Source organism: Synechococcus sp. CC9902 (assembly GCF_000012505.1).
GTDB lineage: Bacteria > Cyanobacteriota > Cyanobacteriia > PCC-6307 > Cyanobiaceae > Parasynechococcus.
In genome coordinates, this window is sequence record NC_007513.1 from 36935 (window position 1) to 59862 (window position 22928).

At 54.7% G+C, this 22928-nt stretch carries 23 protein-coding genes and 1 tRNA gene; 11 read left to right on the forward strand and 13 right to left on the reverse strand.

Going from position 1 to position 22928, the window contains the following annotated elements; genetic code table 11:
• The first annotated feature begins 344 nt into the window (after window positions 1-344).
• On the forward strand, window positions 345-542 hold the full coding sequence (locus SYNCC9902_RS12830; protein WP_011358882.1) for a hypothetical protein: 198 nt from the start codon (window positions 345-347) through the stop codon (window positions 540-542).
• 18 nt (window positions 543-560) lie between these two features.
• Here SYNCC9902_RS12830 and SYNCC9902_RS00200 read toward each other — a convergent pair.
• Window positions 561-632, reverse strand: a tRNA-Gly gene (locus tag SYNCC9902_RS00200).
• Between the two features lie 37 nt (window positions 633-669).
• Complete coding sequence (locus SYNCC9902_RS00205) at window positions 670-1818, reverse strand: pyridoxal-phosphate-dependent aminotransferase family protein (RefSeq protein WP_041425253.1); 1149 nt, start codon at window positions 1816-1818, stop codon at window positions 670-672.
• Window positions 1819-1892: 74 nt separating this feature from the next.
• Between SYNCC9902_RS00205 and cbiD the strand changes: the two genes are divergently transcribed.
• The 7 genes from cbiD (at window position 1893) to mrdA (ending at window position 9228) form a co-directional block, all read left to right on the forward strand.
• A complete protein-coding gene (gene cbiD / locus SYNCC9902_RS00210; protein ID WP_011358884.1) occupies window positions 1893-2981 on the forward strand; it encodes a cobalt-precorrin-5B (C(1))-methyltransferase CbiD in 1089 nt (362 codons plus the stop codon).
• Between the two features lie 32 nt (window positions 2982-3013).
• A complete protein-coding gene (gene guaA / locus SYNCC9902_RS00215; protein ID WP_011358885.1) occupies window positions 3014-4600 on the forward strand; it encodes a glutamine-hydrolyzing GMP synthase in 1587 nt (528 codons plus the stop codon).
• A 183-nt stretch (window positions 4601-4783) separates the two neighbouring features.
• Window positions 4784-5503: a class I SAM-dependent methyltransferase gene (locus SYNCC9902_RS00220; RefSeq protein ID WP_011358886.1), complete on the forward strand. Its 720-nt coding sequence runs from the start codon at window positions 4784-4786 to the stop codon at window positions 5501-5503.
• A 148-nt stretch (window positions 5504-5651) separates the two neighbouring features.
• Window positions 5652-6326 (forward strand): sulfotransferase, encoded by a 675-nt coding sequence (locus tag SYNCC9902_RS12630; protein WP_232179310.1) that lies wholly within the window; start codon window positions 5652-5654, stop codon window positions 6324-6326.
• 58 nt (window positions 6327-6384) lie between these two features.
• Complete coding sequence (locus tag SYNCC9902_RS00230) at window positions 6385-6996, forward strand: hypothetical protein (RefSeq protein WP_011358888.1); 612 nt, start codon at window positions 6385-6387, stop codon at window positions 6994-6996.
• Window positions 6997-7005: 9 nt separating this feature from the next.
• The gene (locus SYNCC9902_RS00235; RefSeq protein ID WP_011358889.1) at window positions 7006-7377 is read left to right on the forward strand and encodes a hypothetical protein; all 372 of its coding nucleotides are present in this window, start codon (window positions 7006-7008) and stop codon (window positions 7375-7377) included.
• Between the two features lie 3 nt (window positions 7378-7380).
• The gene (gene mrdA / locus SYNCC9902_RS00240; RefSeq protein ID WP_011358890.1) at window positions 7381-9228 is read left to right on the forward strand and encodes a penicillin-binding protein 2; all 1848 of its coding nucleotides are present in this window, start codon (window positions 7381-7383) and stop codon (window positions 9226-9228) included.
• On the opposite strand, the gene SYNCC9902_RS00245 is transcribed toward mrdA, so the two are convergent.
• The 4 genes from SYNCC9902_RS00245 to SYNCC9902_RS00260 form a co-directional block, all read right to left on the reverse strand.
• Window positions 9172-10320: a glycosyltransferase family 4 protein gene (locus tag SYNCC9902_RS00245; protein ID WP_011358891.1), complete on the reverse strand. Its 1149-nt coding sequence runs from the start codon at window positions 10318-10320 to the stop codon at window positions 9172-9174. The two genes, mrdA and SYNCC9902_RS00245, sit on opposite strands and share 57 nt — an antisense overlap.
• 14 nt (window positions 10321-10334) lie before the next feature.
• On the reverse strand, window positions 10335-11531 hold the full coding sequence (locus tag SYNCC9902_RS00250) for an NAD-dependent epimerase/dehydratase family protein (protein ID WP_011358892.1): 1197 nt from the start codon (window positions 11529-11531) through the stop codon (window positions 10335-10337).
• 75 nt (window positions 11532-11606) lie between these two features.
• Entirely contained in the window at window positions 11607-11780 is a 174-nt protein-coding gene (gene psb34, locus SYNCC9902_RS00255) for a photosystem II assembly protein Psb34 (protein ID WP_011358893.1), read from the reverse strand.
• A 77-nt stretch (window positions 11781-11857) separates the two neighbouring features.
• Window positions 11858-12679 carry a thiazole synthase gene (locus tag SYNCC9902_RS00260; RefSeq protein WP_011358894.1) on the reverse strand — a complete coding sequence of 274 codons (822 nt, stop codon included), beginning with the start codon at window positions 12677-12679 and terminating at the stop codon, window positions 11858-11860.
• A gap of 51 nt (window positions 12680-12730) precedes the next feature.
• Here SYNCC9902_RS00260 and SYNCC9902_RS00265 point away from each other — a divergent pair, with 51 nt between their 5' ends.
• Window positions 12731-13276, forward strand: a complete 546-nt coding sequence (locus SYNCC9902_RS00265) for a hypothetical protein (RefSeq protein ID WP_011358895.1) — start codon at window positions 12731-12733, stop codon at window positions 13274-13276.
• Window positions 13277-13297: 21 nt separating this feature from the next.
• Here the strand turns inward: SYNCC9902_RS00265 and SYNCC9902_RS00270 are convergent, their stop codons facing one another.
• The 3 genes from SYNCC9902_RS00270 to rpmI are packed head-to-tail and all read right to left on the reverse strand — an operon-like array spanning window position 13298 to window position 14421.
• Window positions 13298-13813, reverse strand: a complete 516-nt coding sequence (locus SYNCC9902_RS00270) for a tetratricopeptide repeat protein (protein ID WP_011358896.1) — start codon at window positions 13811-13813, stop codon at window positions 13298-13300.
• Window positions 13814-13822: 9 nt separating this feature from the next.
• Window positions 13823-14170, reverse strand: a complete 348-nt coding sequence (rplT, locus tag SYNCC9902_RS00275) for a 50S ribosomal protein L20 (protein ID WP_011358897.1) — start codon at window positions 14168-14170, stop codon at window positions 13823-13825.
• 53 nt (window positions 14171-14223) lie between these two features.
• Window positions 14224-14421, reverse strand: coding sequence for a 50S ribosomal protein L35 (gene rpmI / locus SYNCC9902_RS00280; protein ID WP_009788494.1), 198 nt, complete (start codon window positions 14419-14421; stop codon window positions 14224-14226).
• A 57-nt stretch (window positions 14422-14478) separates the two neighbouring features.
• On the opposite strand from rpmI, the gene SYNCC9902_RS00285 reads away from it, so the two are divergent.
• Together SYNCC9902_RS00285 and SYNCC9902_RS00290 are read left to right on the forward strand one after the other, a co-directional pair.
• Window positions 14479-16026, forward strand: a complete 1548-nt coding sequence (locus SYNCC9902_RS00285) for a SpoIID/LytB domain-containing protein (RefSeq protein ID WP_011358898.1) — start codon at window positions 14479-14481, stop codon at window positions 16024-16026.
• 24 nt (window positions 16027-16050) lie between these two features.
• Window positions 16051-17382, forward strand: coding sequence for a glycosyltransferase (locus SYNCC9902_RS00290; RefSeq protein ID WP_011358899.1), 1332 nt, complete (start codon window positions 16051-16053; stop codon window positions 17380-17382).
• Window positions 17383-17515: 133 nt separating this feature from the next.
• Here the strand turns inward: SYNCC9902_RS00290 and SYNCC9902_RS00295 are convergent, their stop codons facing one another.
• From SYNCC9902_RS00295 to clpX, 4 genes are all read right to left on the reverse strand, one after another.
• A complete protein-coding gene (locus tag SYNCC9902_RS00295; protein WP_011358900.1) occupies window positions 17516-19393 on the reverse strand; it encodes a DNA polymerase III subunit gamma/tau in 1878 nt (625 codons plus the stop codon).
• A gap of 23 nt (window positions 19394-19416) precedes the next feature.
• Complete coding sequence (locus SYNCC9902_RS00300; protein ID WP_011358901.1) at window positions 19417-20052, reverse strand: lecithin retinol acyltransferase family protein; 636 nt, start codon at window positions 20050-20052, stop codon at window positions 19417-19419.
• Between the two features lie 143 nt (window positions 20053-20195).
• Complete coding sequence (locus SYNCC9902_RS12835; protein ID WP_011358902.1) at window positions 20196-21461, reverse strand: peptidase, metallopeptidase; 1266 nt, start codon at window positions 21459-21461, stop codon at window positions 20196-20198.
• Between the two features lie 79 nt (window positions 21462-21540).
• Complete coding sequence (gene clpX, locus SYNCC9902_RS00310) at window positions 21541-22893, reverse strand: ATP-dependent protease ATP-binding subunit ClpX (protein WP_011358903.1); 1353 nt, start codon at window positions 22891-22893, stop codon at window positions 21541-21543.
• Window positions 22894-22928: the final 35 nt, after the last annotated feature.

Consider the following 22928-nt stretch of genomic DNA (forward strand, 5'->3'; position numbering starts at 1 on the left):
CCTCTCATGCTTGCAATTCGCTAAAGCCAGCCCGCACCCTGCATGGAATGACCATCTGGTCGAAATCCGGCTTCCTTGAGGGCGGGCACCAATTGGAAAAATTGGAATTCGCCTTGGCGCATGCAGAAGCAAAGGGAGACGCAACTCGATGCAGCGAGTTACAAGACCGAATCGCAGATTTGGGTGGAAACGCTGAGGAACCCGGCACTTAGTGATTGTTACTCAGAGATGTTTTGTTTTAATTGCTATTTTTGATTTTGATCTAGAAACTCGTTGGCAATAAATCATTGGCTTCGGTAGTATGATTCGTATTAATAATTCGAACTCCTTTGCCACTCACGCTGGTGCGATCTGAAAGTACTTCAGACAAGAGACAAGACCATGAATTAGCAGCTCGCGACTTATTTGAACGTGCTCGTCAATGTGCTGAAGCAGGTCAAACTTCAGACGCAGGATCGCTCATTCTTAAGGCATTGAGCCATGAACGTCGTGCTGGTGCCGTTGGTCCGCAGGTTATGCAAATTATTAAGCCTCGCTCTTAGTTATTCATTTATATGTAAAGCGGGTGACCGGATTCGAACCGGCGACGTCCAGCTTGGGAAGCTGACATTCTACCACTGAATTACACCCGCAATTAGGTGAGATTGCTCTCACCAACTGACTTTTTAGTCAGCTCAGTGCTGCAGATGTTGCTGCAACCCCGGAACCCATTGTGCCTTTGTGCAGCCCTAATGACTGCAAGGTGGCTTCAATGGCCGACACGGCGGTCAATACATCCCGGTCACACACATATCCCAAATGCCCGATGCGAAACACTTTGCCTTTGAGGTGATCTTGTCCTCCGGCTAAAAGGATGTCGAATTTCTCCTTCACTGTTTTACGCAGAAGCTCTGCATCTAATCCCTCAGGAGCCACGGCGGTAATGGCGGGACTGCCATGACCTTGGGCTGCAAAGAGGGGTAAACCGATCGCCTCCATGCCTGCTTGGGCCGCTGCACGATGACGCGCATGGCGCGCAAAAATTGCTTCAAGCCCTTCTTTCTGCATCATCTCGAGCGCCGCTTCAAGCCCGAAGTAAAGGTTGACCGCTGGTGTGAAGGGGTTGCTGTCTTTTGCAGCCGTTTTCCGATAAGGGCCGAGATCCAAATAAAACTTGGGAAGGTCTGACGTTGCGTATGCCGCCCAGGCGCGATCACTCATCGCCACAAAACTGAGACCCGGCGGAAGCATGTACCCCTTCTGGGATCCCGAGGCCACCACGTCTAGTCCCCAGGCATCCATGGGCACGTTGCAGGCGCCAAGGCTGGTGACGCAGTCCGCAATCGTCAGGGCAGTCCCGTGCGCTTTGACATAGCGAGCAATGGTCTCGAGGTCGTTGATAACGCCCGTGGACGTTTCCGAGTGGGTCAGGATGACGGCCTTGATTTGCTTCTCGGTATCGGCTTCAAGCGCAGCCCGGAAGGCTTCGGTGTCGAGCGGTTGTCCCCATTCCGCTGTCACCACGTCCACCTCAAGTCCGTAGGCGCGAGCCACCTTTACCCAACGCTCCCCAAACTTGCCGTTGTCTCCACAGAGAACTTTGTCGCCACGGCTGAGGGTATTAATCATTCCGGCTTCCATGGCTGCCGTGCCACTGCCCGTGATGACGAGCACATCGCTGCTGGTTTGATGCAGCCATTTCAATTGCTCCGTCGTGCGTCGCACGATGGTTTGGAACTCACCGCTGCGGTGACCAATGGGATGACGTCCCATTGCCTTCAGCACCGTTTCGGGAACCGGGGTCGGTCCCGGAATCATCAAGGTGAGTTTGTCCTGCATGGCGTGGGGAATGCCGATCCGCGACTCTAGAAAACAGCACCGCATCCGTCATCGACACCGTCTCTCCAGATTCAGTGAGTTCAGGGCTGACCCTCCCGGTCTGGGTCGCAGCAGCAGCAAAGGCGTCCTTGCATGCTCTGCTCGGTCAACCCTTCGCCGCTCAGGCGTCGGTAAGCCTTCCTGATCGACCCGCTCCCCTTCTGGTGCCTGTGATCTCAGCGGCACGGCTGGATGGTGGTGAACAGGCTTTGGCGATCAGCCGTTGCGATCCAGGTCCAGGCCTGGACCTCACCCGTGATTTAGAAATTTGGGTTCGTGTGTCTTGGACACCTGACAAGCAGGCGGGACTCACGCTGTTGGCGGGAGCCGGCGTCGGGACGAGGGGAGCGGGTGGCGATCTTTGTGTTTCGGCTTATGCCCGCGATCTTCTTGAGCGCAATCTCCTGCCCTTGGATCGTGGCCTCACCGTTGAGGTTGTGCTTCCAAAGGGCCGAGAGCTTGCCTTGCGAACGAGTAATGCGGCGTTTGGGGTGGTGGATGGGCTGGCCTTGATTGGTACCCAAGCTGAGGTGCAGCGCAGTGCAGCGCCAGACCAGCTGAAGCAGGTGTTGTTGGATTTGGCCCAACTCACGGGAGATCCCGAATTTCGGGGCGATCTCATCTTGGTGATTGGGGAAAATGGTTTGGATTTGGCGCGTCAGGCCCAGTTGGCGCCGTTACTCAAGGTGGGGAATTGGCTTGGTCCGGTGCTCGTGGCCGCGGCCGAGGCAGGGGTCCAAAACCTGTTGTTACTGGGTTATCACGGCAAATTAATCAAATTGGCTGGTGGGATTTTCCACACACACCATCACCTTGCCGACGGACGCCTGGAGGTGCTCACAGCCCTTGGTTTCGATGCAGGACTGTCGCTTCAACAGTTGCGGTTGCTTCGTCATGCCCAGTCGGTGGAGCAGGCCTTCAAGGCTTTGGCGGCAGTGAATCCAGCGATGGCAGAGCAGCTAGGGCAGCAGCTGGCCTTGGCCGTTGAACAACGGAGCCAGGCTTACGTGGCCCGCTATGGAGATTGGCCAATGCGGATTGGTGCCGTTTTGTTTGATCGCAACCGCCATTTGCGTTGGCGAGGACCGGTCGCGGGAGAGCGCTTCTTTACGCTGATGGATTGACGCTTGTCGCAGCGCGACACCTTCTTGGATCGATGTCCCAGCCCTCGTCCGACGGTCAGCGTCAGCCGGCCATCGTCATCCTCGACTTTGGTTCTCAATATTCCGAACTGATCGCCCGTCGTGTTCGAGAAACCGAGGTGTTTTCGGTGGTGATCGGATACAGCACTACGGCGGATGAGCTGCGTCGGATGGCCCCGAAGGGAATCATCTTGAGTGGTGGACCGAGCTCGGTGTACGCAGAGCATGCACCGGTTTGTGATCCTGCGATATGGGATCTCGGTATCCCGGTGTTGGGGGTTTGTTATGGCATGCAGCTGATGGTTCAGCAGCTGGGGGGTGCTGTTGAGGCGGCCACTGGTAAGGCGGAATACGGCAAGGCTCCTTTGGAGGTGGATGACCCCACCGACCTGCTCAACAACGTGGAGAACGGTTCCACCATGTGGATGAGCCATGGCGACTCGGTGAAGGCCTTGCCAGAGGGCTTCGTGCGTTTGGCCCACACTGCAAATACGCCTGAAGCTGCGGTCGCCAATCTTGAGCGCAAGTTTTACGGCGTGCAGTTTCATCCAGAGGTGGTGCATTCCACCTGTGGGATGGCTTTGATTCGCAATTTTGTGAATCACATATGTGGCTGTGAGCAGGATTGGACCACCAATGCCTTCATTGATGAAGCGGTGGCTTTGGTGCGTGAACAGGTGGGACAAAAGCGGGTTTTGTTGGCTCTCTCTGGAGGGGTTGACTCCTCAACCCTCGCTTTTCTGTTGAAAAAAGCGATTGGTGATCAGCTCACTTGCATGTTCATTGATCAGGGCTTTATGCGGAAAGGAGAGCCTGAATTCTTGATGGAATTTTTTGATCAAAAATTCAACATTAATGTGGAATATATCAATGCACGTAAGCGCTTTATTGACAAACTAAAAGGCATTACTGATCCGGAAGATAAACGCAAAATTATTGGCACGGAATTCATTCGAGTTTTTGAGGAAGAGAGCAAGCGCCTCGGACCATTCGATTATTTGGCTCAGGGCACGCTCTACCCCGATGTGATTGAAAGTGCAGGTACCAACGTTGATCCGAAAACGGGTGAGCGTGTGGCCGTAAAGATCAAGAGCCACCACAATGTTGGCGGCTTGCCAAAAGATTTGCGATTCAAGTTAGTAGAACCCCTGCGCAAATTGTTTAAAGATGAAGTGCGCAAAGTGGGTCGCAACTTGGGGCTGCCAGAGGAGATTGTGAGGCGTCATCCCTTTCCTGGGCCTGGGTTGGCGATTCGAATCCTTGGCGAAGTGACGGATGAAAAGCTCAACTGCCTCCGTGATGCTGATTTGATCGTCCGGGAGGAGATTCGTGATGCCGGGCTCTATCACGACATATGGCAGGCCTTCGCTGTTTTATTGCCTGTTCGTTCTGTGGGGGTGATGGGTGATCAGCGCACCTATGCTTGGCCGATTGTGCTTCGTTGTGTCTCTAGTGAAGACGGAATGACGGCCGACTGGTCGCGTCTTCCTTACGACCTGATGGAGAGGATTTCCAATCGAATTGTCAACGAGGTGAAAGGGGTGAACCGTGTAGTGATGGACATCACCAGCAAGCCTCCTGGCACAATTGAGTGGGAATAGTTTAGGATTCAAAAAACGTAGACTGTCATTCAAATGTGGCATTTCACGTAGGGTTCTTCGTGACGGAGTGACAGGACATGTCAGGTGCTCTGATTCACGTAAATTACGTGCAACATTTTCACCTTCTCCATAGAGAAATCGTTTTTTTACTTCCTCGATCTTTTTATTATTAGTAATTCTGATATGTCGCCCCCTTCCTCCTCTGTTGGTTTTCAGGGCGACGAGTTCCTGCGTGGTGAGGCGGATGCTTGGTTCGAGCGCAACCATTCGCACGGAAAGGTTTCGTCCGCGATGCGATTGCTTGGCGAATGGTGTGCCCCTCATAAGAGTGAGGTTGGGCGGATTTTGGAGATTGGTGCTGGTACTGGTCTTCCACTCGCGTTTCTATCTGACTTCTTAGAGGCGGATGGTGTTGGGATTGAACCTTCCAAGCAGGCAGTTGAGAACTGGGAAACCCTTCGTCACGAAGTAGGTGGTGGCGCTCGTGTCTCTATGAGTGTTGGTCTCGCAAGTGACTTACCCTTCGAAGACAAATCTTTTGACTTGGTTTTATTTGGTTTTTGCCTTTATCTTGTCGATAGATCGCTCTTATATCGTGCAGTCGCAGAAGCAGACAGGGTTTTGAGGGATGGCGGTTTTCTTGCCATTCACGAGTTTGATTCTCAAAGTGCTTATGCTAATGAATACTCTCATAGGCAGGGAATTCTTTCCTACAAAAACGATTATTCCAATATCTTTACTTCTAGTGGTCACTATTATCTAGTCTCAAAGCACTCGCATGCGCATTTGGCAGAACACTTTGCCCCAGATATTGATGAGCGAGTTTCACTATCTTTGTTGTATAAGCAAGAGAGTGCTGTCTATGCCTTTGGGCGGCGTTTTCCTCGCTCTTCTGGTTCTTGACTTCTGTGTGTAACCCGTCGTCTCCTGCATGCTTTCTGAGGTTTAATTTGCGTGACCTGCTTTCACGTGAGTTTTACGTGGAGAAGTTTATGCTTAGTACTCATGATAGAACTAAAACTCTCGGCATCGTTGTTATCGAATGGGAATGATGCCTGCGTTAGCTTGGCCTTGGACGATTGGTCGAACTTTGCGTCAGCAAGGTAATCCAATCAGGGCTAATGCATCTCGACGCATTTTTCTAATTGGCCACAATAAATGTGGAACACGATCCTTTAATAAGCTTCTCAATAAGAATGGATATAGTTCGATTCATTACGATAAAGGTCGTTTAGCGAAGCGCATTCAAGCAAACTTTATTTTTTCTCGTCCACTTCTTGATGGTGTCGATCAATACTGTGGTTATACCGATATGGAACTTTGTGGAGAGTTCTATGCCTATCGCCTTTTCCCTCTTTTAGATCTGCAATATCCCGGGTCTTGTTTTATCTATAATACGCGTGATGTGAGTCGTTGGGTCGATTCTCGCTTGAACCATCGCAGCGGTAAATATGCCCGCACCTATTTGAAGCGAATGCAGCGGGCATTTGAGGATTCAAGCCTCACGATGGACGACTTGCGTCAGCATTGGCACGAGGCCTGGCAGCGGCATGACGCTGATTTGCGGAGTTACTTCGCTGGGCGAAACAATTTTTTTGCGTTTGATATCACCGTCCCCCAAGAGCAAGCTGCGCTTTGCCGTTTTTTGCGTCGACGGGGCTACCGCATCCGTGGCAATGCGTTGCCCCACTCCGGAGCTCGCCCATCGCCCGTCGAAAATCGATGAGTGAAGTGCTGGCGACCATCGCCGATCGCCGATACCTTGGGCCACCGGCCTTGGCTTCGTGACGGCGACTCAACAGCAGGATCTGCAATTGCAGCGGCGGCTGCAGCAGGACAGCATTCAGCTCGGTGGTCGCACGATTTACCTCAATCCGTTCTTGTATTGGCGCCGGTTCGATAGCAATACCGACCGCTGGCTTCGGGAACCTGGTCAGCTCACGGACGATCAGACCCGAGTTAACCGCAGCCGTTTTTATCCAGAGCTCGACTGGACTGGTTTGGATGAGCATCAAACCGCTGTCTATGACGGAGCAGTGGAAATGTTCCTCAAGAGCTTGGATTTGATCAGCACCTTCCATCCGGAATTGGGGGCCGGTCAGATGTTGGAGGTGGAACGCAAGATGACCATCACCAAAAAGCGGGCGTTTGAGCGTTGGGTCGATAAAGCGATCCGCAGACGTCAACGGGACGAATATCGCGAAACCCGTCGCTTTGAGCGCAGTCGTGTTTGGCGTGAGTGGCGTGAGTGGATCGCGATGGACACGACCCAAAAAGCGTTGGTGCCTCTGGTCATGCTCATGGTGCTGGGTGGAGTGGCGGGTTGGTCCTTTGGAGCAGCGCAGTCAGCTTGTCCAACACTGTCGCTGCCTTCAGGACAGACTGGAGTTCGTTGACTCGGCCCGATGGCCACTGATTCCGGTTCCGACAATCCTTTAGATCAACTGCGTTTGTCGCTCATGCAGGACGTCCTGCCCGTCGGCTTAGCGGTGTTCGAACGGGCGCGTCAGGGGGGGGCTGGTCGTGTCGCTGAGGTCTTCACTGGGGGATCGACTGACCCGATAGCTGAGTTGCGCCAGGAGGGGGAGCCTGTGGCTCGCGACGTCCGTGAACAATTGGACTCCGTCAGTCCGGGGCTTGGTAATCCGGTGATGCCCGTCAGTGTCTCTGTCGAAGAACCCAATACAACCTCCGATGAGCGAGATGATTTGAATCTGGCGTTGCAACGGATCGAGAACCGTCTGGATGCGTTGCGTCGGCTGCTTCCGGCAGATTGAGGCATGGCTTCTGCCCAGCAGCGTCAGACCGGATTGCGGCAACAGCCACTGGTGCTGTTGATGGTGGTGCTGGTGTTTTGCTCCGCCATGGTCAGCCGACTGGTGTGGATGCAGTTGTTGGAGGGGCCACGGTTTAAGGAACTTGCTGATGAGAACCGGATTCGCCTCGTTCCACGGTCGCCGATTCGAGGACGGCTGTTGGATCGCAAGGGTCGTGTTTTGGCGACGAGCAAGCTCACATATTCCCTGTATCTCGAGCCACGCTTGGTGAGTGATGTCGATTGGCCTGAATTACGCAATCGACTGACATCACTGTTGAATCTGGACCCTTTGCTGTTGGACCAGCGACGCGATCGTGGGACAGATCGGGATGGCTATCGCACGACCTTGATGCTCGATCTCAAGCCAGAACAGGTCCTGCGTTTTCGTGAACAGGCCTTGGCTTTGCGAGGGGCGCAAGTGGACGTCGACATCCTGCGTTTTTATCCCCATGGCAGCCTCGCTGCCCATGCTTTGGGATACACCCAACCGATTACGGAATCTGAGTACGACGCCTTGGTGGAGAAGGGCTACAAGATCCGTGATCGCATTGGTCGGACCGGTGTCGAAGCGGCCTATGAGACCCATTTGCGCGGCAAGTGGGGCGGTCAGATGTTGGAGGTGAATGCGATGGGGGAAGTGCAGCGCAACCTTGGCGACCGCCCCTCGGAGTCGGGACAGGATCTCACGCTTACGGTGGATTTGGATCTGCAACGTGCTGCAGAGCAAGCGTTGGCGAACAAGCCTGGAGGGGCTGTCGTAGCGCTGGAAGCCAAGACGGGCGCTGTACTGGCCTTGGCAAGTAAGCCTGGCTTTGATCCAAACTTTTTTTCCAAGCTGATCACAACGCAAAAGGAGTACGACGCTCTTTTTTTAAATCCGAAAAAGCCTCTGCTCAGTCGGGCGATGAATCCCTACGACCCTGGCAGCACCTGGAAGCCCGTCACAGCGATGGCTGGCATGGAATCTGGAAAGTTCCCTCCGACAACCAAGCTCCATACCCAAGCTTGCATCACCTATGGAGGCCATTGTTTTCCTGATCACAACGGTGCTGGTTTTGGTCATATCGGCTATGCCGACGCCTTGCGCTTTTCAAGCAACACTTTTTTCTACCAAGTGGGCGTTGGAGTGGGATCTCGGGCCCTAAAAAAGGCGGCAAATCAACTGGGCTTTCAGCAAAAAACTGGGATCGAGATCGACTGGGAAGAGAGTGTGGGTCTTGTTGGGGATGAGGATTGGGCTGAGAAGGGCCGTGGCTGGGCCGACCCTGGCAGTACGCCCTGGATCCCTGAAGACATGGCCAGTGCGTCGATCGGTCAGTCGGTGGTGCAAATCACGCCGTTGCAGTTGGCTCGTGCCTACGCCGTGTTTGCCAATGGTGGTTGGTTGGTGACGCCGCACTTAGCGAAGGGTGAGATTGATTGGATGGCACCGCAGTACCGGCGTGCTGTTCTGATCAAGCCATCCACGTTGAACACGATCCGAAAGGGTTTGCGCAAGGTGGTGGAAGACGGCACGGGCTATGGCTTGAATGGCCCGGGGATTCCCCTTGCTGCTGGAAAAACGGGTACTGCCGAAGACAGCACTGGCGGACCAGACCATGCGTGGTTTGGCTGTTATGCCCCGTATCCCGACGGCAAAATTGTTGTTGTGGCCTTTGCCCAGAACACCCCAGGAGGTGGTTCCGTTCACGCGTTGCCAATGGCGAAGAAAGTTCTGGCCGCGTGGGAACAATCCCGCAAAAAAGCTGACTCTTCAGGCAGCAGCGTCCAGCGTCCCTTGGCTGAGGACGTCGCGGTAATAGCCCCGTAGTTGTTCTGTGGCGCCAGCCCAGCCCCAGCGCTCGGCTTCGGATCGTGCAGCACTTCGCAACGACTGACGCTCTAAGTCGTTGCCTAGCAACCGTTGTGTGGCCTCAATCAAGCTTGCGGCTCCGCCGTCCTCCCCATCCGGTTCGTACAAACAGCCGTTGACGCCGTCAGTAATGATGTCGGGGATGCCTCCTCGGTTCGCACCGACCACGGGACATCCGGCCGCCATGGCCTCAAGGAGCACGAGTCCGAGGGTTTCAGTACTCGAGGGGAAGAGAAAAGCATCACCACAGGCGTAAGCGCTCGCTAGGTCTTCGCCTGCCAAATAACCCACAAAGGTGGTGGCTGTGCCCGCAAAGTGCTTTTCCAGTTGTTGCCGATGGGGTCCATCGCCCACAAGAGCAAGGCGGGTATCAGGTAGAGCTTCCAGCACCGGACGAATGCGTTCGATTTGCTTCTCTGCTGATAGTCGACCGACGTAGAGCAGCAGGGCGCCACGATCGTCATGGCCTCCCAGCAAACGGTGCCGCATCGCATTGCTTCTTAGGGCCGGACGGAAGAGCTCCGTATCGACTCCGCGTTGCCAGAGCGCTGTGTGTTGGATGCCTTTATCGCTGAGTTCTTGCACCATCGCCGTTGAGGTGCACAGGTTGAGCAGGGCCTGGTTGTGAGCGGCCTTGAGCAATTCCCACAGCAAGGGTTCGAGCATCCCCATGCCGTAGTGCTCAAGATATTTCGGAAGATGGGTGTGATAACTGGCGATTAACGGAATATTTTTTGTCTTGGCCAACCAGATTCCGCCCAGCCCCAGCACAGCAGGGTTCACCACATGAATGAGGTCCGGTTCGAACGTGTCAATGGCTTCCGACACGGCGGGCCGCGGCAAGGCCAACTTGAGCTCGGGGTAAAGCGGCAAAGGCATTGCCGGAACGCCGATTAAGCGAGCGCCCATGTACTCATCTGGACAGCCTTCAGGGCAAAACACCACCACCTCATCACCCGCATCCACCAGGTGTTTCACCGTTTTGGTGAGTCGAGTGACGATGCCATCGACTTTGGGGAGGAAGGTTTCGGTGAAAAAGGCGATTTTCAAAGGAGAGGCCTGATTTAGGAGGCGTTGCCGATGGCCTTGGCTTGGTCTTTGGTCCAAGCGGAGGTGCAAAGGATCCGGTTGCGATCGCAGCGGTCGGAGTACCGCGTTGCAATTTCCACAACCTCCTTCAGTAATCCATCGTCCAGGGTGGTGGGATTCAGCCCGAGTTCGATAAAGCAGCGGTTGTCAACGATCAAATCGTTTTCGACGGCTTCATTACGGGGATTGGGCAGGTTGTTCACCTTGGCTCCGGTGAGAGCGGCCACCTTGTTGGCAAGTTCACCCACCTGATGACTCTCGGTCATTTGGTTGAAAATCTTGACTCGCTCCCCTTGCTCAGGGGGATTATCGAGCGCAATCTGCACGCACTTCACCGAGTCTCGGATGTGAATGAAGGCTCGGGTTTGACCACCGGTGCCATGCACGGTGAGGGGGTAGCCAATGGCGGCTTGCATGAGGAAGCGGTTCAGCACCGTTCCGTAGTCACCGTCGTAGTCGAAGCGATTGGTTAGGCGTGGATCGCGATCGGTGGCTTCCGTGTTGGTGCCCCAAACAATGCCTTGGTGGAGATCTGTGATCCGAACTTTGTCGTTTTTGTTGTAGTAGAGGAAAAGCAGCTGATCCAGCGTCTTAGTCATGTGATAGACGCTTCCGGGGCTAGCAGGATGAAGGATTTCCTCTTCAAACCGGCTGCCATCGGGCTGAGGCACTTCCACCTTCAGGTAGCCCTCTGGAATGGTCGCCCCACGATGGGATCCGTAGCCGTAGACGCCCATCGTGCCGAGGTGCACCACGTGAATATCGAGACCCGACTCGACGATGGCGGCAAGCAGGTTGTGGGTGCCGTTGACGTTGTTATCAACGGTGTAGCGCTTGGTGGCGCTGCTCTTCATCGAGTAGGGAGCAGCGCGCTGTTCGGCGAAGTGAACAACGGAGTTGGGTTTCTCATCCCGGAGTAAATCGAGCAAGCGCTGGTATTCGTGCGCAACGTCCATGTGGATGAAGCGCATCGGCTTACCACCGATCTCTTCCCATGCTTGAAGTCGCTCTCCGATGCTGGTAATCGGCGTTAATGAGTCAACCTCCAGATCGACGTCGATCTTGCGACGACTGAGGTTGTCCACGATCAAGACCTCATGGCCCTGATCCGCCAAGTTCACAGCACAGGGCCAGCCGCAGAAGCCGTCACCGCCGAGAACGAGAACCTTCACCCCAAACTCCTGCTGGAACGAGCAAAACGCTCAGTGGGGGCAAGCTACTACAGGGATTTTTTTACTCGTGTTTGGTCAGCTGATGACCACGGTTATTGCAATGAGTCCAGTCACGAGGATGGACCCGCCGATGAGCATCATCAGGGAGCTGCGATTGCGGTCTCTGCTGGCGTTTTGATCCATCACTTCCATGCGGGGCTCTTTGGCAAAAGCGTTTAAAAGACCGCCATCTTCTGTGGTGACCTGCATGGATCCAAGGTGATTTTCCGGACCTTATGAGTTCAAATGCTTACCGCCATGGTTTGTTACGCAGACTTGATGTCCCTTCATTTGTCTTTACCTGAAATCAGTCCGGTGGTTGGTGAGCTGGCGGAGGCTTGGCCGCGTCGTGGCAGCCGGCCTGAGCTGTAGGCCATGCGACCAGCGATCACCGCTTTCCCCATCGCTTCAGCCATGGATGGGGGATCGCCGGCGAGGGCAATTGCGCTGTTGACCAACACGGCATCGGCCCCCATCTCCATGGCTTGGGCGGCTTCGCTGGGGACGCCAATGCCGGCGTCGACAACGACAGGAACTGTTGCGTTTTCAATGATTAGGGCGATGTTGGCGGCGTTGTTGAGCCCTTGCCCTGACCCGATGGGAGACCCCAGAGGCATCACTGTGGCGCAACCCACTTCCTCTAAGCGTTGGGCAAGTAAGGGATCTGCATTGATGTAGGGCAGAACGGTGAATCCCTCTTTCACCAGAGCTTCGGCGGCCTGAAGCGTCCCAATCGGATCGGGTAAAAGATGTCGGCTGTCTGGAATTACCTCCAGCTTGATGAAGTTGTTGTCCTCTTGGCCAGCCAATTTGGCGAGTTCTCGTCCCAGTCGTGCAACGCGAATGGCTTCCTCCGCATTGGTGCATCCCGCCGTGTTGGGAAGCATCCAGATGCGCGACCAATCGATGGCTTCCATGAGTCCTGTATGCCCTGCGGCTCCTGTTTGAACCCGGCGTACGGCCACGGTCACCATCTCGCAAGCGGAACGCTCAATGCTGCTTTGCATGGAGTTGATGGATGGGTATTTGCCTGTTCCGGTCAATAAGCGGCAACTAAATAAGCGGCCGCCGATGGTTAAGGGGTCAGATCCGTTGGAGGTGGAAACCATGACGCGTCTGAGCAAAAGGGCCTACCGTGCTCCCATCATCCCTTGTCTTCCATGCCCTTCCTGCTTGCCATGGATCTACCTGTTGGCAGTCAGGTTCCGTTTCAAACCAATCCACAACTTCCGCTCGATCCGATTCAATTGGCGATTCCGCTTGAAGTGGACCAAAACCAAGTGGAGAGTTTTGATCCCGTCGCTCGGGCCGCTGATCTCGTCACGACTCTTCCGCGTCAATGGTGCGGCACATTCCAACCGTTTGATGGGTCTCCAACGGTTGATGTGACGTTGGATTTATCAGATCTCAAGGCGATTGGTCAGATCGTTGATTTGCGGGGAACCATGACACTGGGCTCGGTTACAACACCGGTCCAAGGCAATTTTCACGCCAAGTCAGATCAACTTGATTTGATCCCTTTGGGTGATGAACTGATCGCAGGTGTCGAACCTGGCGGGGTGTTTCTTGGCTTGCAGGGTTTTAGCCCCACGGGTTGGCAATCCCCACGCTTGATCAACGACGTTGACCCCAGTGCTGGCTTAGGGGGACGTTTGGCATTAACGAGTACTTGTCAGGCTGAGTTGCCGATTCAACCACTTTGGTAAAACGTTTAAATCAGAGGATTATTAAGAACGCTTTTCGAGTTTTTTGATACCTTTTTTGGCTGTTGAATTGTTTGGTTCTAGCTCTAATGTTTTCTTGTAAAGTGCAATTGCTTCTTCGTATTTAAGAAGTTTTTCTTGAGCAAAAGCGAGATTATTGATTGCAACCGGATAATCATCTTTGGCCCTTAAGGCTAATTTGTAATGCTTGATGGCAGTGTCGTAATCCTTTTGCGCGGCAAGGGCAAAGCCAAGTGCGTTTTCAATCAATGCCCGCGCTTCATTGGGCTCGTCGCTCAGTCTTTTTAAGGCCTGCTTGAGCGTTGCGGCAGCTTGGGGGTAGAGGCGTTTTCGTAACTGAACCGAACCCAGTTCATAGAGGTCTGCAGACTGCCGTGAGGCTGCAGTGCCAGCTTGTTCGAGTTGAACAAAACGAGCTTCATCGCGACGAACGCGAAGGAGCTGTCGGCCTACGATCACTGCAACGACGGTGAGCAGGCCGACCAGGCCCAGCAGATAGGTCTGGGGCAGCAGATTCACAGATTTGGATCAGCTCTTCGCTGCAGTCACCACAGTGGTGAAACTGGCGGGATCGGCGACAGCCAGTTGCGCCAGCATCTTGCGGTTAATGCGAACGTCTGCTTTTTTCAAGCCGCCCATCAGACGGCTGTAGCTCACGCCGTTGATGCGAGCTGCAGCGTTAATCCGTGCAATCCACAACCGACGGAAGTCGCGCTTCCGGCGACGGCGGTCGCGGTAGGCATTGCAAAGGGCCTTCATCACCCGCTGGTTTGCGGTGCGGAATTGGGTGCCATTGCCACCGCGGAAGCCGCGGGCAAGCCTCAGGATTTTATTGCGGCGCTTACGGGCAACATTGCCTCTCTTAACGCGGGCCATAGAGGGAAAGGGTTAGATCAGGTGGAACGAACAGTGGGCGAGAGCGTCTCTTCTCAGGCGTAGGGCATCATCAATGTGACGCGCTCAACATCGGTGCGATCGACAACGGCCTTGGTGCCGAGGTGGCGCTTCTGCTTCGGAGTTTTGTGATCCAGCAGGTGGTTTCTGAAGGCGCGACGACGAAGGAACTTGCCAGTGCCTGTTGCTTTGAACCGCTTGGCGGCAGCTTTGCGGGTCTTCAGCTTGGGCATTGCTCTGCTCGAACGGGGCACAAACAACAACAATACGTCCCGGTGCGCCTTTTGTAGATGATTCGGCTGTTGTCGCTCTCGATGCTTCTCGGGCTCGCCTCCGGTTGTGGGGCCAGGGAGCTGGCCGCTCCATCACCATCCGATGAGGTGCCAGTCGTCGTGGTACCGGCCACCCATCGCTCGGTTCCCCGCCCTCCGCAGTTGTCTCGGGCGGAGCCCGTTCTCTGGGTGGCCCTCCAGGATCATCTCGGTTCCCATCCAGCGGCGATGCCGCTTCAGCTATCGAGTGCCGGTGCTCCGCTCACGCTTGAAGACGGGGCCGGGCGGAGTTGGACGGCTGCCAGTTTCACCGTGCGCTGGCGAGCGATGGCATTGCCAGAACCAGTAACGCTGGCCCGACGGATTGCCGGTCCGTTTGCGAGTTTCGAATCGGCGGAGCGCTTCGCTCAGCGCTGGCGAGCGTTGGGGGTGACGGTATCTGTGGCCCATCCCAAAGACTGGGAGGTTTGGGCTCCTCAGGGTTCGATCGTCCCGGAAGGGGCCCAGGTGCGCGACTGGACCCGTCGTGTCCACGCCACGGTTGAACCGACGTTGGAGACCCCCGAGGGTATACAGCCCATGAAGGGGCCTCTGCAGATTGCAGCTCCCGACGGCTTGCTTTGGAAGCGTGGGGTGTTCCGTGGACCGTTCCGTCTTCAGCCGGATGCCTATGGAAGTTGGACACTGATTGAACAGGTAGCTGTTGAGCGATATCTCGAAGGAGTGGTGCCCCATGAAATTGGCGCCTCGTCACCCGTTGCGGCCTTGCAGGCCCAAACCGTGTTGGCTCGGACTTGGGCTTTGGCCAACAGCCATCGCTTCAACATCGATGGTTATCACCTTTGCAGTGATACCCAATGCCAGGTCTACAGCGATCCGCGCTCAGCGGGGGCAGAGGTTCGGCAAGCGATCACAGCCACCAAGGGGCGATTGCTTAGTCGAGCTGGACGTCCAATTAGTGCGGTGTATCACGCCACTAATGGGGGTGTTATGGCCGCGGGACCAGAAGCTTGGGCCATGAAGCCTCAGCCTTACTTGGTGTCCAAGGTCGATGGAGATGAGGGTTGGCGGGAGCGTCATGCCATTCCGCTGCAACGGTCTCAAAAGGTGTCATCTCTTCTGATGGATCGCTCAGGAGCCTATGGAGCGCAACACCCCCTGTTTCGTTGGAGTCGTGTGATCACGGCTGATCAAATTCGCCAGGCGATTGGCGCACCGGCGCAAGCGTTGCAATCTCCGTTGCGCCTGAACGCGTTGCAGCGGGGTACGAGTGGTCGAGTGTTGGCGTTGCAGGTTGCCGGTTCCGGTGAGTCGGAGCCAGTCGTTTTGCGTTTGGATCAGATTCGGCGCACCTTGCGTCGTTTGCCAAGCACCTTGTTTGTAATTGAGCCCCAGGGCTGGGATCGCTGGCTCATCCGGGGCGGTGGTTTCGGCCACGGCGCTGGCTTGTCTCAGGCGGGGGCCATCGATTTGGCCTGGCGGGGATGGTCCACAGAACGGATCCTTAGCCATTACTACCCGGGGACTGTCTACGGACCTCTCCCTGCGCGTGTGCAGTCCCCTTAGAGTCCTGCCCACCTAGATCGGTGCATGACCTCAACCGCTGCGACTGGTGATCACCGCAGGGCGAAGTCTGCAGCGTTTTTGTTCGCCTGCGGTTGTGCAGGGGCAGCGCCCCATTGGCTTGATTCCGCCCGCTCGCTCTGGCCCGCCATCAGCCTTGCGCTCATGCTGGGCGGCTATGCCCTTCGCACCGTGCTGCGTGCTGAGTTGTTGCGAGGGCCGAGTACTCAGGGTCCGCCAACCTCAGCACTCTTCCCGGTTGAAGAATTCCCAACACTTGATGTGGTGGTGGCAGCCCGCGATGAGGAGGCGGTGGTCGCCCGTTTGGTTGAGCGGCTCACGGCTCTGCGTTATCCAACTGATCGACTTTCCACGTGGGTGATCGACGATGGAAGCCTGGATCAAACGCCAGCCCTGCTCGACGCCCTGGCTGAGAATCACCCAACTTTGAACGTGATTCACCGGCCTCGCGATGCCGGTGGCGGCAAGTCTGGAGCGTTGAACACGGCTCTTGCCCAGTTGAAAGGGGAGTGGTTGTTGGTTCTCGATGCAGATGCTCAATTGCAGGACGACCTGCTTGAACGGCTTGTTCCTTATGCAGTGGAGGGTGGATGGTCGGCGGTTCAGCTGCGCAAAGCAGTGATCGATGCCGACCGCAACTGGCTGACGCGATCCCAAGCGATGGAGATGGCGCTGGATGCCGTAATTCAGACCGGTCGCCTGACGGGCGGCGGGGTTGTCGAATTGCGGGGGAACGGACAGTTGATCAAACGTTCGATGTTGGAGGCAAGTGGAGGTTTCAACGAAGACACCGTGACTGACGATTTGGATCTCAGTTTTCGGTTGTTGACCCATGGCGCCCTCGTGGGGATCCTTTGGGACCCTCCGGTCCAGGAGGAAGCGGTGCCAGGGTTGTCGGCCCTCTTGAAGCAGCGTCAACGTTGGGCTGAAGGTGGTTTGCAGCGATTTTTTGATTACTGGCCAACGTTGACGTCGTCCCAACTCAGTGTTCGTCAGCGTTGGGATTTGGCCTGCTTTTTCCTGCTCCAATACGGCTTGCCAGTCGTGTCTTTTGCCGATCTGAGCACCAGCCTGGTCACGCGCACACCCCCCACCTATTGGCCCTTATCGATCGTGGCGTTCAGTGTGTCGGCGTTGGCCTACCTACGCGGTTGTCGCGGCGTTAACCAAGGCCCGTCGATTCCGGCTCCTGGTTTGTGGAATTTGTTGGTGGCGATTACGTATCTCGGCCATTGGTTTGTGGTGATTCCATGGGTGACGTTGAAAATGGCACTTCTGCCGAAGCGTTTGGTTTGGGCGAAAACCAGCCATGGTGATTTAAGCGAACAATTGGGTTGAATCTTCTGGCCTTTAATCGATAACTTGGCCAGTCTTTTTTAAGTAGTTATTCTTTAAAAATATGGCGTTGAAGAAAGTTTTTAGAGGTTTGGTTTTTCTATCTTTTGACGGATCAATGCAATTAGATGGCTCCTTAACCAATCCCGTCGGTATCCACGTCTAGAACCTGACCATTAAAGAAATCAGCCAGATTTTTAGCTTGCCGGTCGAGGCCTAATGCTGGGCTGGGGTTTGCAGGATTTTGTGCTGGTTCGGCTTGAACCGGTTGTGAAATGGCGACTGGAGACGGAGTTGCTGGTGGTTTTGCAGGTTCTTGTGTTGTGAGCCTTGTGATTGGCGTTGATGCGTCAACAACAGCTGGAACAACCTCTGTTTTGGGCAGTTGAGGGGTCTCAGTTTCAACAGGAGCTGGGGCTGTCTGAGGAGGGGGTTGCACGAGGGGCGCAGTTGGCGCTGACGTGGCAGCAATGGCACTCGTGCTGGCTTCGATGATCAACTGACGCGACCCGCCTAAAGCCTTGGCGACGGCTTGCTCCAGCAAGCTGGCGCGGCTTTGCACCATGCCCATCCAATTACCGGCCACTTGCACCACAGCGCGATTCGCATCGAGTCGCACCAACTGCGCCTGCTGGGACAGCAGCATGCGGGTGGAAGGTAACTCCAAGCTGCCCAAGATTTGCTGCCACAGCTCCGGCAGGTTGGTGCCACTCGTGGCTGGAGTTGGGGCTACCGCCGCCACTGTGGGTAGTTCCGGTGTTTTTGCCTGTGCTGGTGACGGGGACGGAGTAGCTGGGGTTGTCGCCGCAGGCGTTGTTGCCGTTGGAGTAGGTGCATCTGCAGTGACTAGAACTGGAACTGCTGCAGGGGCTGGTGTGGCTTGGGGCGTTCTCGGCGCTGTGGCTAGGGCGGGCGACATTGGCTCTGCCAAAAGCCCCAGCAACAGCACTTCGAGCCAAAGGCGGGGTTGCACGCTTTGTCGCAACTGCTGTTCAGCCCCACGCAATTGTGCTTGCCACTGCAACAGCCGGGTCCGGCCGATGCTTTTGGCCAGTTCAGGTAGCTGATCCCGAAACTGGGGTGATACGCCCGTGAGTTCTGGACGATTGGGGGCGGCGGCCATCAGCACCAAATCCCTCAGTACTCCCGCCAGTCCTTGCAGGACAGCTCCAGGATCACGGCCGCGGTCCAGCAGGTTGCGGGTGGCCTCGAGTAGGGCTACCGGTTCGGAGCTGGTCATGGCCTGCGCCAGCGCTAGGAGCTCTTGTTCTGGTACCGCTCCCAGCAGATCCCATACAGCATTCGCTTCAATCGGGGGTGGCAGCAGGCTGAGTTGATCTAACAAGCTTTCGGCGTCGCGCAATCCCCCTTGGGATCGTTGGGCCACAACGTGGATGGCTTCGGGTTGGATGGCGATGGATTCTTGTTCCGCGATCCAGGTGAGGTGCTGTTCCAGCGCATCGAGGGGAATTCGTCGGAAATCGAAGCGTTGGCAGCGGCTGAGGATGGTCGGGAGAACCCGTTGCGGATCGGTGGTGGCCAGTACGAACACCACCTGCGGGGGTGGTTCTTCCAACGTTTTAAGCAGGGCGTTGAAGGCTGCTGTGGAGAGCATGTGGCATTCATCCACCACGTACACCTTCCAGCGCGCCTGAACCGGTGCAAAACGCGACCGTTCGATTAATTCCCGGATGTTGTCGACACCGGTATTGGAGGCCGCATCAATTTCGATTACATCGAGGGCCGTACCCGAAGCTATCGTTCGGCATAGATCGCAAGTTCCGCAGGGCTCCGGTGTTGGCCCATCACTGTTTTGACAATTGAGGGAGCGCGCCAAGATCCGCGCACTGGAGGTTTTTCCCGTACCGCGGGGGCCACTGAACAAATAAGCCGGTGCAATTCTGTTGCTGGTCAGTGCATTGCCAAGGGTGGCGGTAATCGCTTCCTGCCCCACAAGCTGGTCAAAGCGTTGTGGTCGGTATTTGTGATGAAGCGGCTGGTAGGTGGAACTCATGCGCCGCGAGCGTTATGGCGAGGCTACTCAGCCTTGGAGCCTGGAAGCTTGCGAGGTTGATTCAACAGGGCATCAATTTTTCGTTGCAGGTCTTCCACGGCAGCGAGTTCATCGGCAAGGCTTTGTCCCGTGAGCAAAAGCTGCTTGTTGCCGTCGGACCCCATTTGCTGCAGCAGGCCTTCGAGCTTTTGAAGCAAGGTTTGGCGCAGTTGTTCCAATTTGGTGAGTCCTTGGCTGGCGATTTGTCGGGTGTTGTCGTCCAGGACGCCACGTCGCACTAAGAGATCCAGTCCGCTGAGCAGGGCGGATGGCATTTGCCGACTCCATTGGCGGGCGCGATCGATCACAGAGTCGACCTGCTCACTGCGGTGTCGTCCGGTTTTGCACCAAGTGGCGAAGTGTTCGCAGTTGTTGAAGAGCAGGTTGTAATTCTGTTCGCCCAGGCGGCTCATCGCTCGACGCAGGGTGACGCCCGTCGGAGACGCATTGGTGTGTTCCATCACGCTCACCACCTCCCCTTGGCTGAACTCTGAGACAGGGCTGCGCAGGATTTCGCGCCCTTCTAGGTAATGGGCAACAGTGCCGTCGCCAAGATCGATGCCGTGATGGTTGAACAGGCCATGCCGACGCGGGACCTGTAGATGGTCAGCAGTGGACAAGTGGTTGGGAGGATTTATTCATATTTTATCTAAATTCATTGACGCATGGTGTGGCTGTTTTGTTGAGGCGTTCAGGGAGAGATGATCAATTAAGCCACTTTGATTTCCCAATTAAATGAACTATTTTTACCGGTTCCAATAATTTACTTGTTTAATCCTGTCGTCATATTAAGCACTTGCGCTGAGGAAAGTTCATCCCCAATGTAAAGCGCTTCCAGCGATCCTTTGGCGAATATACCCACCCCAGTCTCTCCAAGGGCGATTGTTTCTTGGACTGAAATTGATTTATTTTTGGCGCCGATCAGATTGATTTGATCATTTGCATCGAGCTCCTCAATAATATCGAAAGTGTTTGTACCTTGCTTTTTATTCATGGCTTTTTTGCGTCGTTTCTTGCTTGAATGTTGTTCGCATTGAATATTGATGATGTCAGTGGATCCATCGGCTGTACTCGAGAATGTGTTCTGTCCTGAATTGCCATATAAAACGTCTGCACCTCTGCCGCCACGAATGATGTCTGAGCCTTTACCGCCGTGAATAATGTCATCGCCATCTCCGCCTCTAAGCGTGTCGTTTCCATTGTTTCCATTGAGGCGATCATTGCCTAATCCTCCCTGAAGATAATCATTTCCTCCCTTGGCTTTGATCGTGTTATTGCCATCATTTCCAATGATCCAATCAGCTTTGGATGTGCCCTTGAAGCGGGTTGAATTGCTATCCATAACTTGCGCCGATAATCCGTTTGGCTTTTCGGGCGTCACTGATGGAGTGGGGTTTGTTTCTTGTCCCCAAAGTTCGATCAGGGCAGCTTTGTCGTTTGAGGTGTAATCATTGGGCCAGCGTCCATTGGCTGGGTTTCTATAGGCCATCACAGTGTCCTCTGGATAGAGACTTTTCCAGGGATCTGTGATTCCGTCTACCACGTCCCCGTCATTGTCTTCAAATGGATGCTCTAAGCCAAGCGTGTGGCCAATTTCGTGAATTAAGGCATAACGAAAATAGTCTTGATCACCATCAAACTTGGGCTCATTGAGAAAGATTTCCCAAAAATATCCATTGCTATTGTTCCGGTTGCTCACGGCCAATCCCAGCGTGTCTCCTCCGTCGTCCAAAGAAATCTCAGTGTCTAGAAATATTGCAACATCTGCTGTTGACTGATTCGACGTAAAGTTGAAGTCAAGATCAATGCTTTCGTCTATCCCTTCGACTACATCTCTCAAGAATTGTTCGTCTTGAGGGTCCCATTTGACTGTATTTATGTCTTGTGATCCAAAACTTCCACCCGATATGGTGACAGGTCCGGCATCATTATGGATATAAATATCAAGGATATCGTCTTCTTTTAGGATTTCTTTCGTGATGTTTGCGAGGTCTTCGCTGATCAGGAATATTGGTTCAATTATTCTCATTTCAATTTGTTAGTCTACTCAACTGATCTTACGTCTGCAAAAGCTAGTTTTGCTAAGAATTGTCTGAGAAAGGAAGGTGTCAAGCAGTTTTCTGTTGATCTGTGCCAGGTAGTGGGAGAACTTTTCCGCCGGTGTGCTCTTCCACCATTGACCGGGTCACGGTGAAGTCTTTCACCGATGATTGGGATGGAAGGTCGTACATCAAATCGAGCATGATTTCCTCGATAATTCCTCTCAATGCGCGAGCTCCTGTTTTACGGCGGTGTGCTTCCTGAGCAATGGCCGTGATCGCATCATCAGCGAACTGCAGCTGCACATTGTCCATGCTCAGCAGCGTGCGGAACTGCTTCACGAGTGCATCGCGTGGCTCAGTGAGGATCGATTCCAATGTCTTTTCATCCAATGGTTCAAGCACTGCACTCACTGGAATACGTCCAATAAATTCAGGGATCAGTCCGTATTTCACCAGATCGTCGGGTTCGAGATTTCGCAGCACTTGAGCGGCTTGCAGATCTCGGTTGGCGCGACTGCGGCCGCGGCTATCAGCGGGCGGCATGAAGCCGATCGCGTTTCGCCCCATGCGTTTTTGAACAACGTCTTCTAAACCAACAAACGCGCCACCGCAGATGAACAAAATCTGACTGGTGTCGATCTGAATGCAGTCTTGATAAGGATGTTTCCGGCCGCCTTGAGGTGGCACATTTGCCACGGTTCCCTCAAGCATTTTGAGGAGGGCTTGCTGTACCCCCTCGCCTGATACATCGCGGGTTATTGAGGGGTTCTCGCTTTTACGCGCAATTTTGTCGATTTCGTCGATATAAATGATGCCTCGCTGGGCTTGGTCCACGTCCATATCGGCTTTTTGGAGGAGCCGCAGAAGAATGTTTTCAACGTCTTCTCCGACGTAGCCCGCTTCGGTGAGAGTGGTGGCGTCAGCTACCGCAAAGGGAACATCGAGCATCTCGGCCAGGGTCTGAGCGAGCAGTGTTTTCCCGCAACCCGTTGGACCAATGAGAAGGATGTTGCTCTTGTGCAGACGCGTGGCGGTTTCTTCCGTCTCTCCTTTCCCATCCCCCTGCCAAGCAAGACGTTTGTAGTGGTTGTACACCGCTACAGACATCACCTTTTTGGCTGCGTTTTGACCAACCACCTGTTGGTCGAGAAAACTTTTGATCTCGAGTGGTTTGGGGATTGAAGCCAGCGTGGGAGCTGGCTTGTTGCTCTTGTGAGCCGCTGGGGTCGCTTTGCGACTTGGCTCGGCGCCTGCACGGGGATTGCCCTGGCTATCGACCAATTCCTCATCAAGGATCTCATTGCAGAGATCGATGCACTCATCGCAGATGTAGACGCCAGGACCGGCGATCAACTTGCGCACTTGATCCTGCGATTTACCGCAGAACGAGCACTTCAGATGGGCATCGAATTTGGCCATCGAACGCCGGTCACCTCAATTGGGAACTTCAGGAC

Bases quoted from the DNA above. Each gene is read 5' to 3' on its own strand.
- psb34 (WP_011358893.1), bottom strand. From the start codon at position 11,780: ATGCAGGTCACCACAGAAGATGGCGGTCTTTTAAACGCTTTTGCCAAA.
- mrdA (WP_011358890.1), top strand. From the start codon at position 7,381: ATGGCTTCTGCCCAGCAGCGTCAGACCGGATTGCGGCAACAGCCACTG.
- SYNCC9902_RS00265 (WP_011358895.1), top strand. From the start codon at position 12,731: ATGCCCTTCCTGCTTGCCATGGATCTACCTGTTGGCAGTCAGGTTCCG.
- SYNCC9902_RS00285 (WP_011358898.1), top strand. From the start codon at position 14,479: ATGATTCGGCTGTTGTCGCTCTCGATGCTTCTCGGGCTCGCCTCCGGT.
- SYNCC9902_RS00290 (WP_011358899.1), top strand. From the start codon at position 16,051: ATGACCTCAACCGCTGCGACTGGTGATCACCGCAGGGCGAAGTCTGCA.
- rplT (WP_011358897.1), bottom strand. From the start codon at position 14,170: ATGGCCCGCGTTAAGAGAGGCAATGTTGCCCGTAAGCGCCGCAATAAA.
- SYNCC9902_RS00260 (WP_011358894.1), bottom strand. From the start codon at position 12,679: ATGGTTTCCACCTCCAACGGATCTGACCCCTTAACCATCGGCGGCCGC.
- clpX (WP_011358903.1), bottom strand. From the start codon at position 22,893: ATGGCCAAATTCGATGCCCATCTGAAGTGCTCGTTCTGCGGTAAATCG.
- SYNCC9902_RS12835 (WP_011358902.1), bottom strand. From the start codon at position 21,461: ATGAGAATAATTGAACCAATATTCCTGATCAGCGAAGACCTCGCAAAC.
- SYNCC9902_RS00235 (WP_011358889.1), top strand. From the start codon at position 7,006: ATGGCCACTGATTCCGGTTCCGACAATCCTTTAGATCAACTGCGTTTG.
- SYNCC9902_RS12630 (WP_232179310.1), top strand. From the start codon at position 5,652: ATGCCTGCGTTAGCTTGGCCTTGGACGATTGGTCGAACTTTGCGTCAG.
- SYNCC9902_RS00220 (WP_011358886.1), top strand. From the start codon at position 4,784: ATGTCGCCCCCTTCCTCCTCTGTTGGTTTTCAGGGCGACGAGTTCCTG.
- SYNCC9902_RS00205 (WP_041425253.1), bottom strand. From the start codon at position 1,818: ATGCAGGACAAACTCACCTTGATGATTCCGGGACCGACCCCGGTTCCC.
- SYNCC9902_RS00295 (WP_011358900.1), bottom strand. From the start codon at position 19,393: ATGAGTTCCACCTACCAGCCGCTTCATCACAAATACCGACCACAACGC.
- rpmI (WP_009788494.1), bottom strand. From the start codon at position 14,421: ATGCCCAAGCTGAAGACCCGCAAAGCTGCCGCCAAGCGGTTCAAAGCA.
- guaA (WP_011358885.1), top strand. From the start codon at position 3,014: ATGTCCCAGCCCTCGTCCGACGGTCAGCGTCAGCCGGCCATCGTCATC.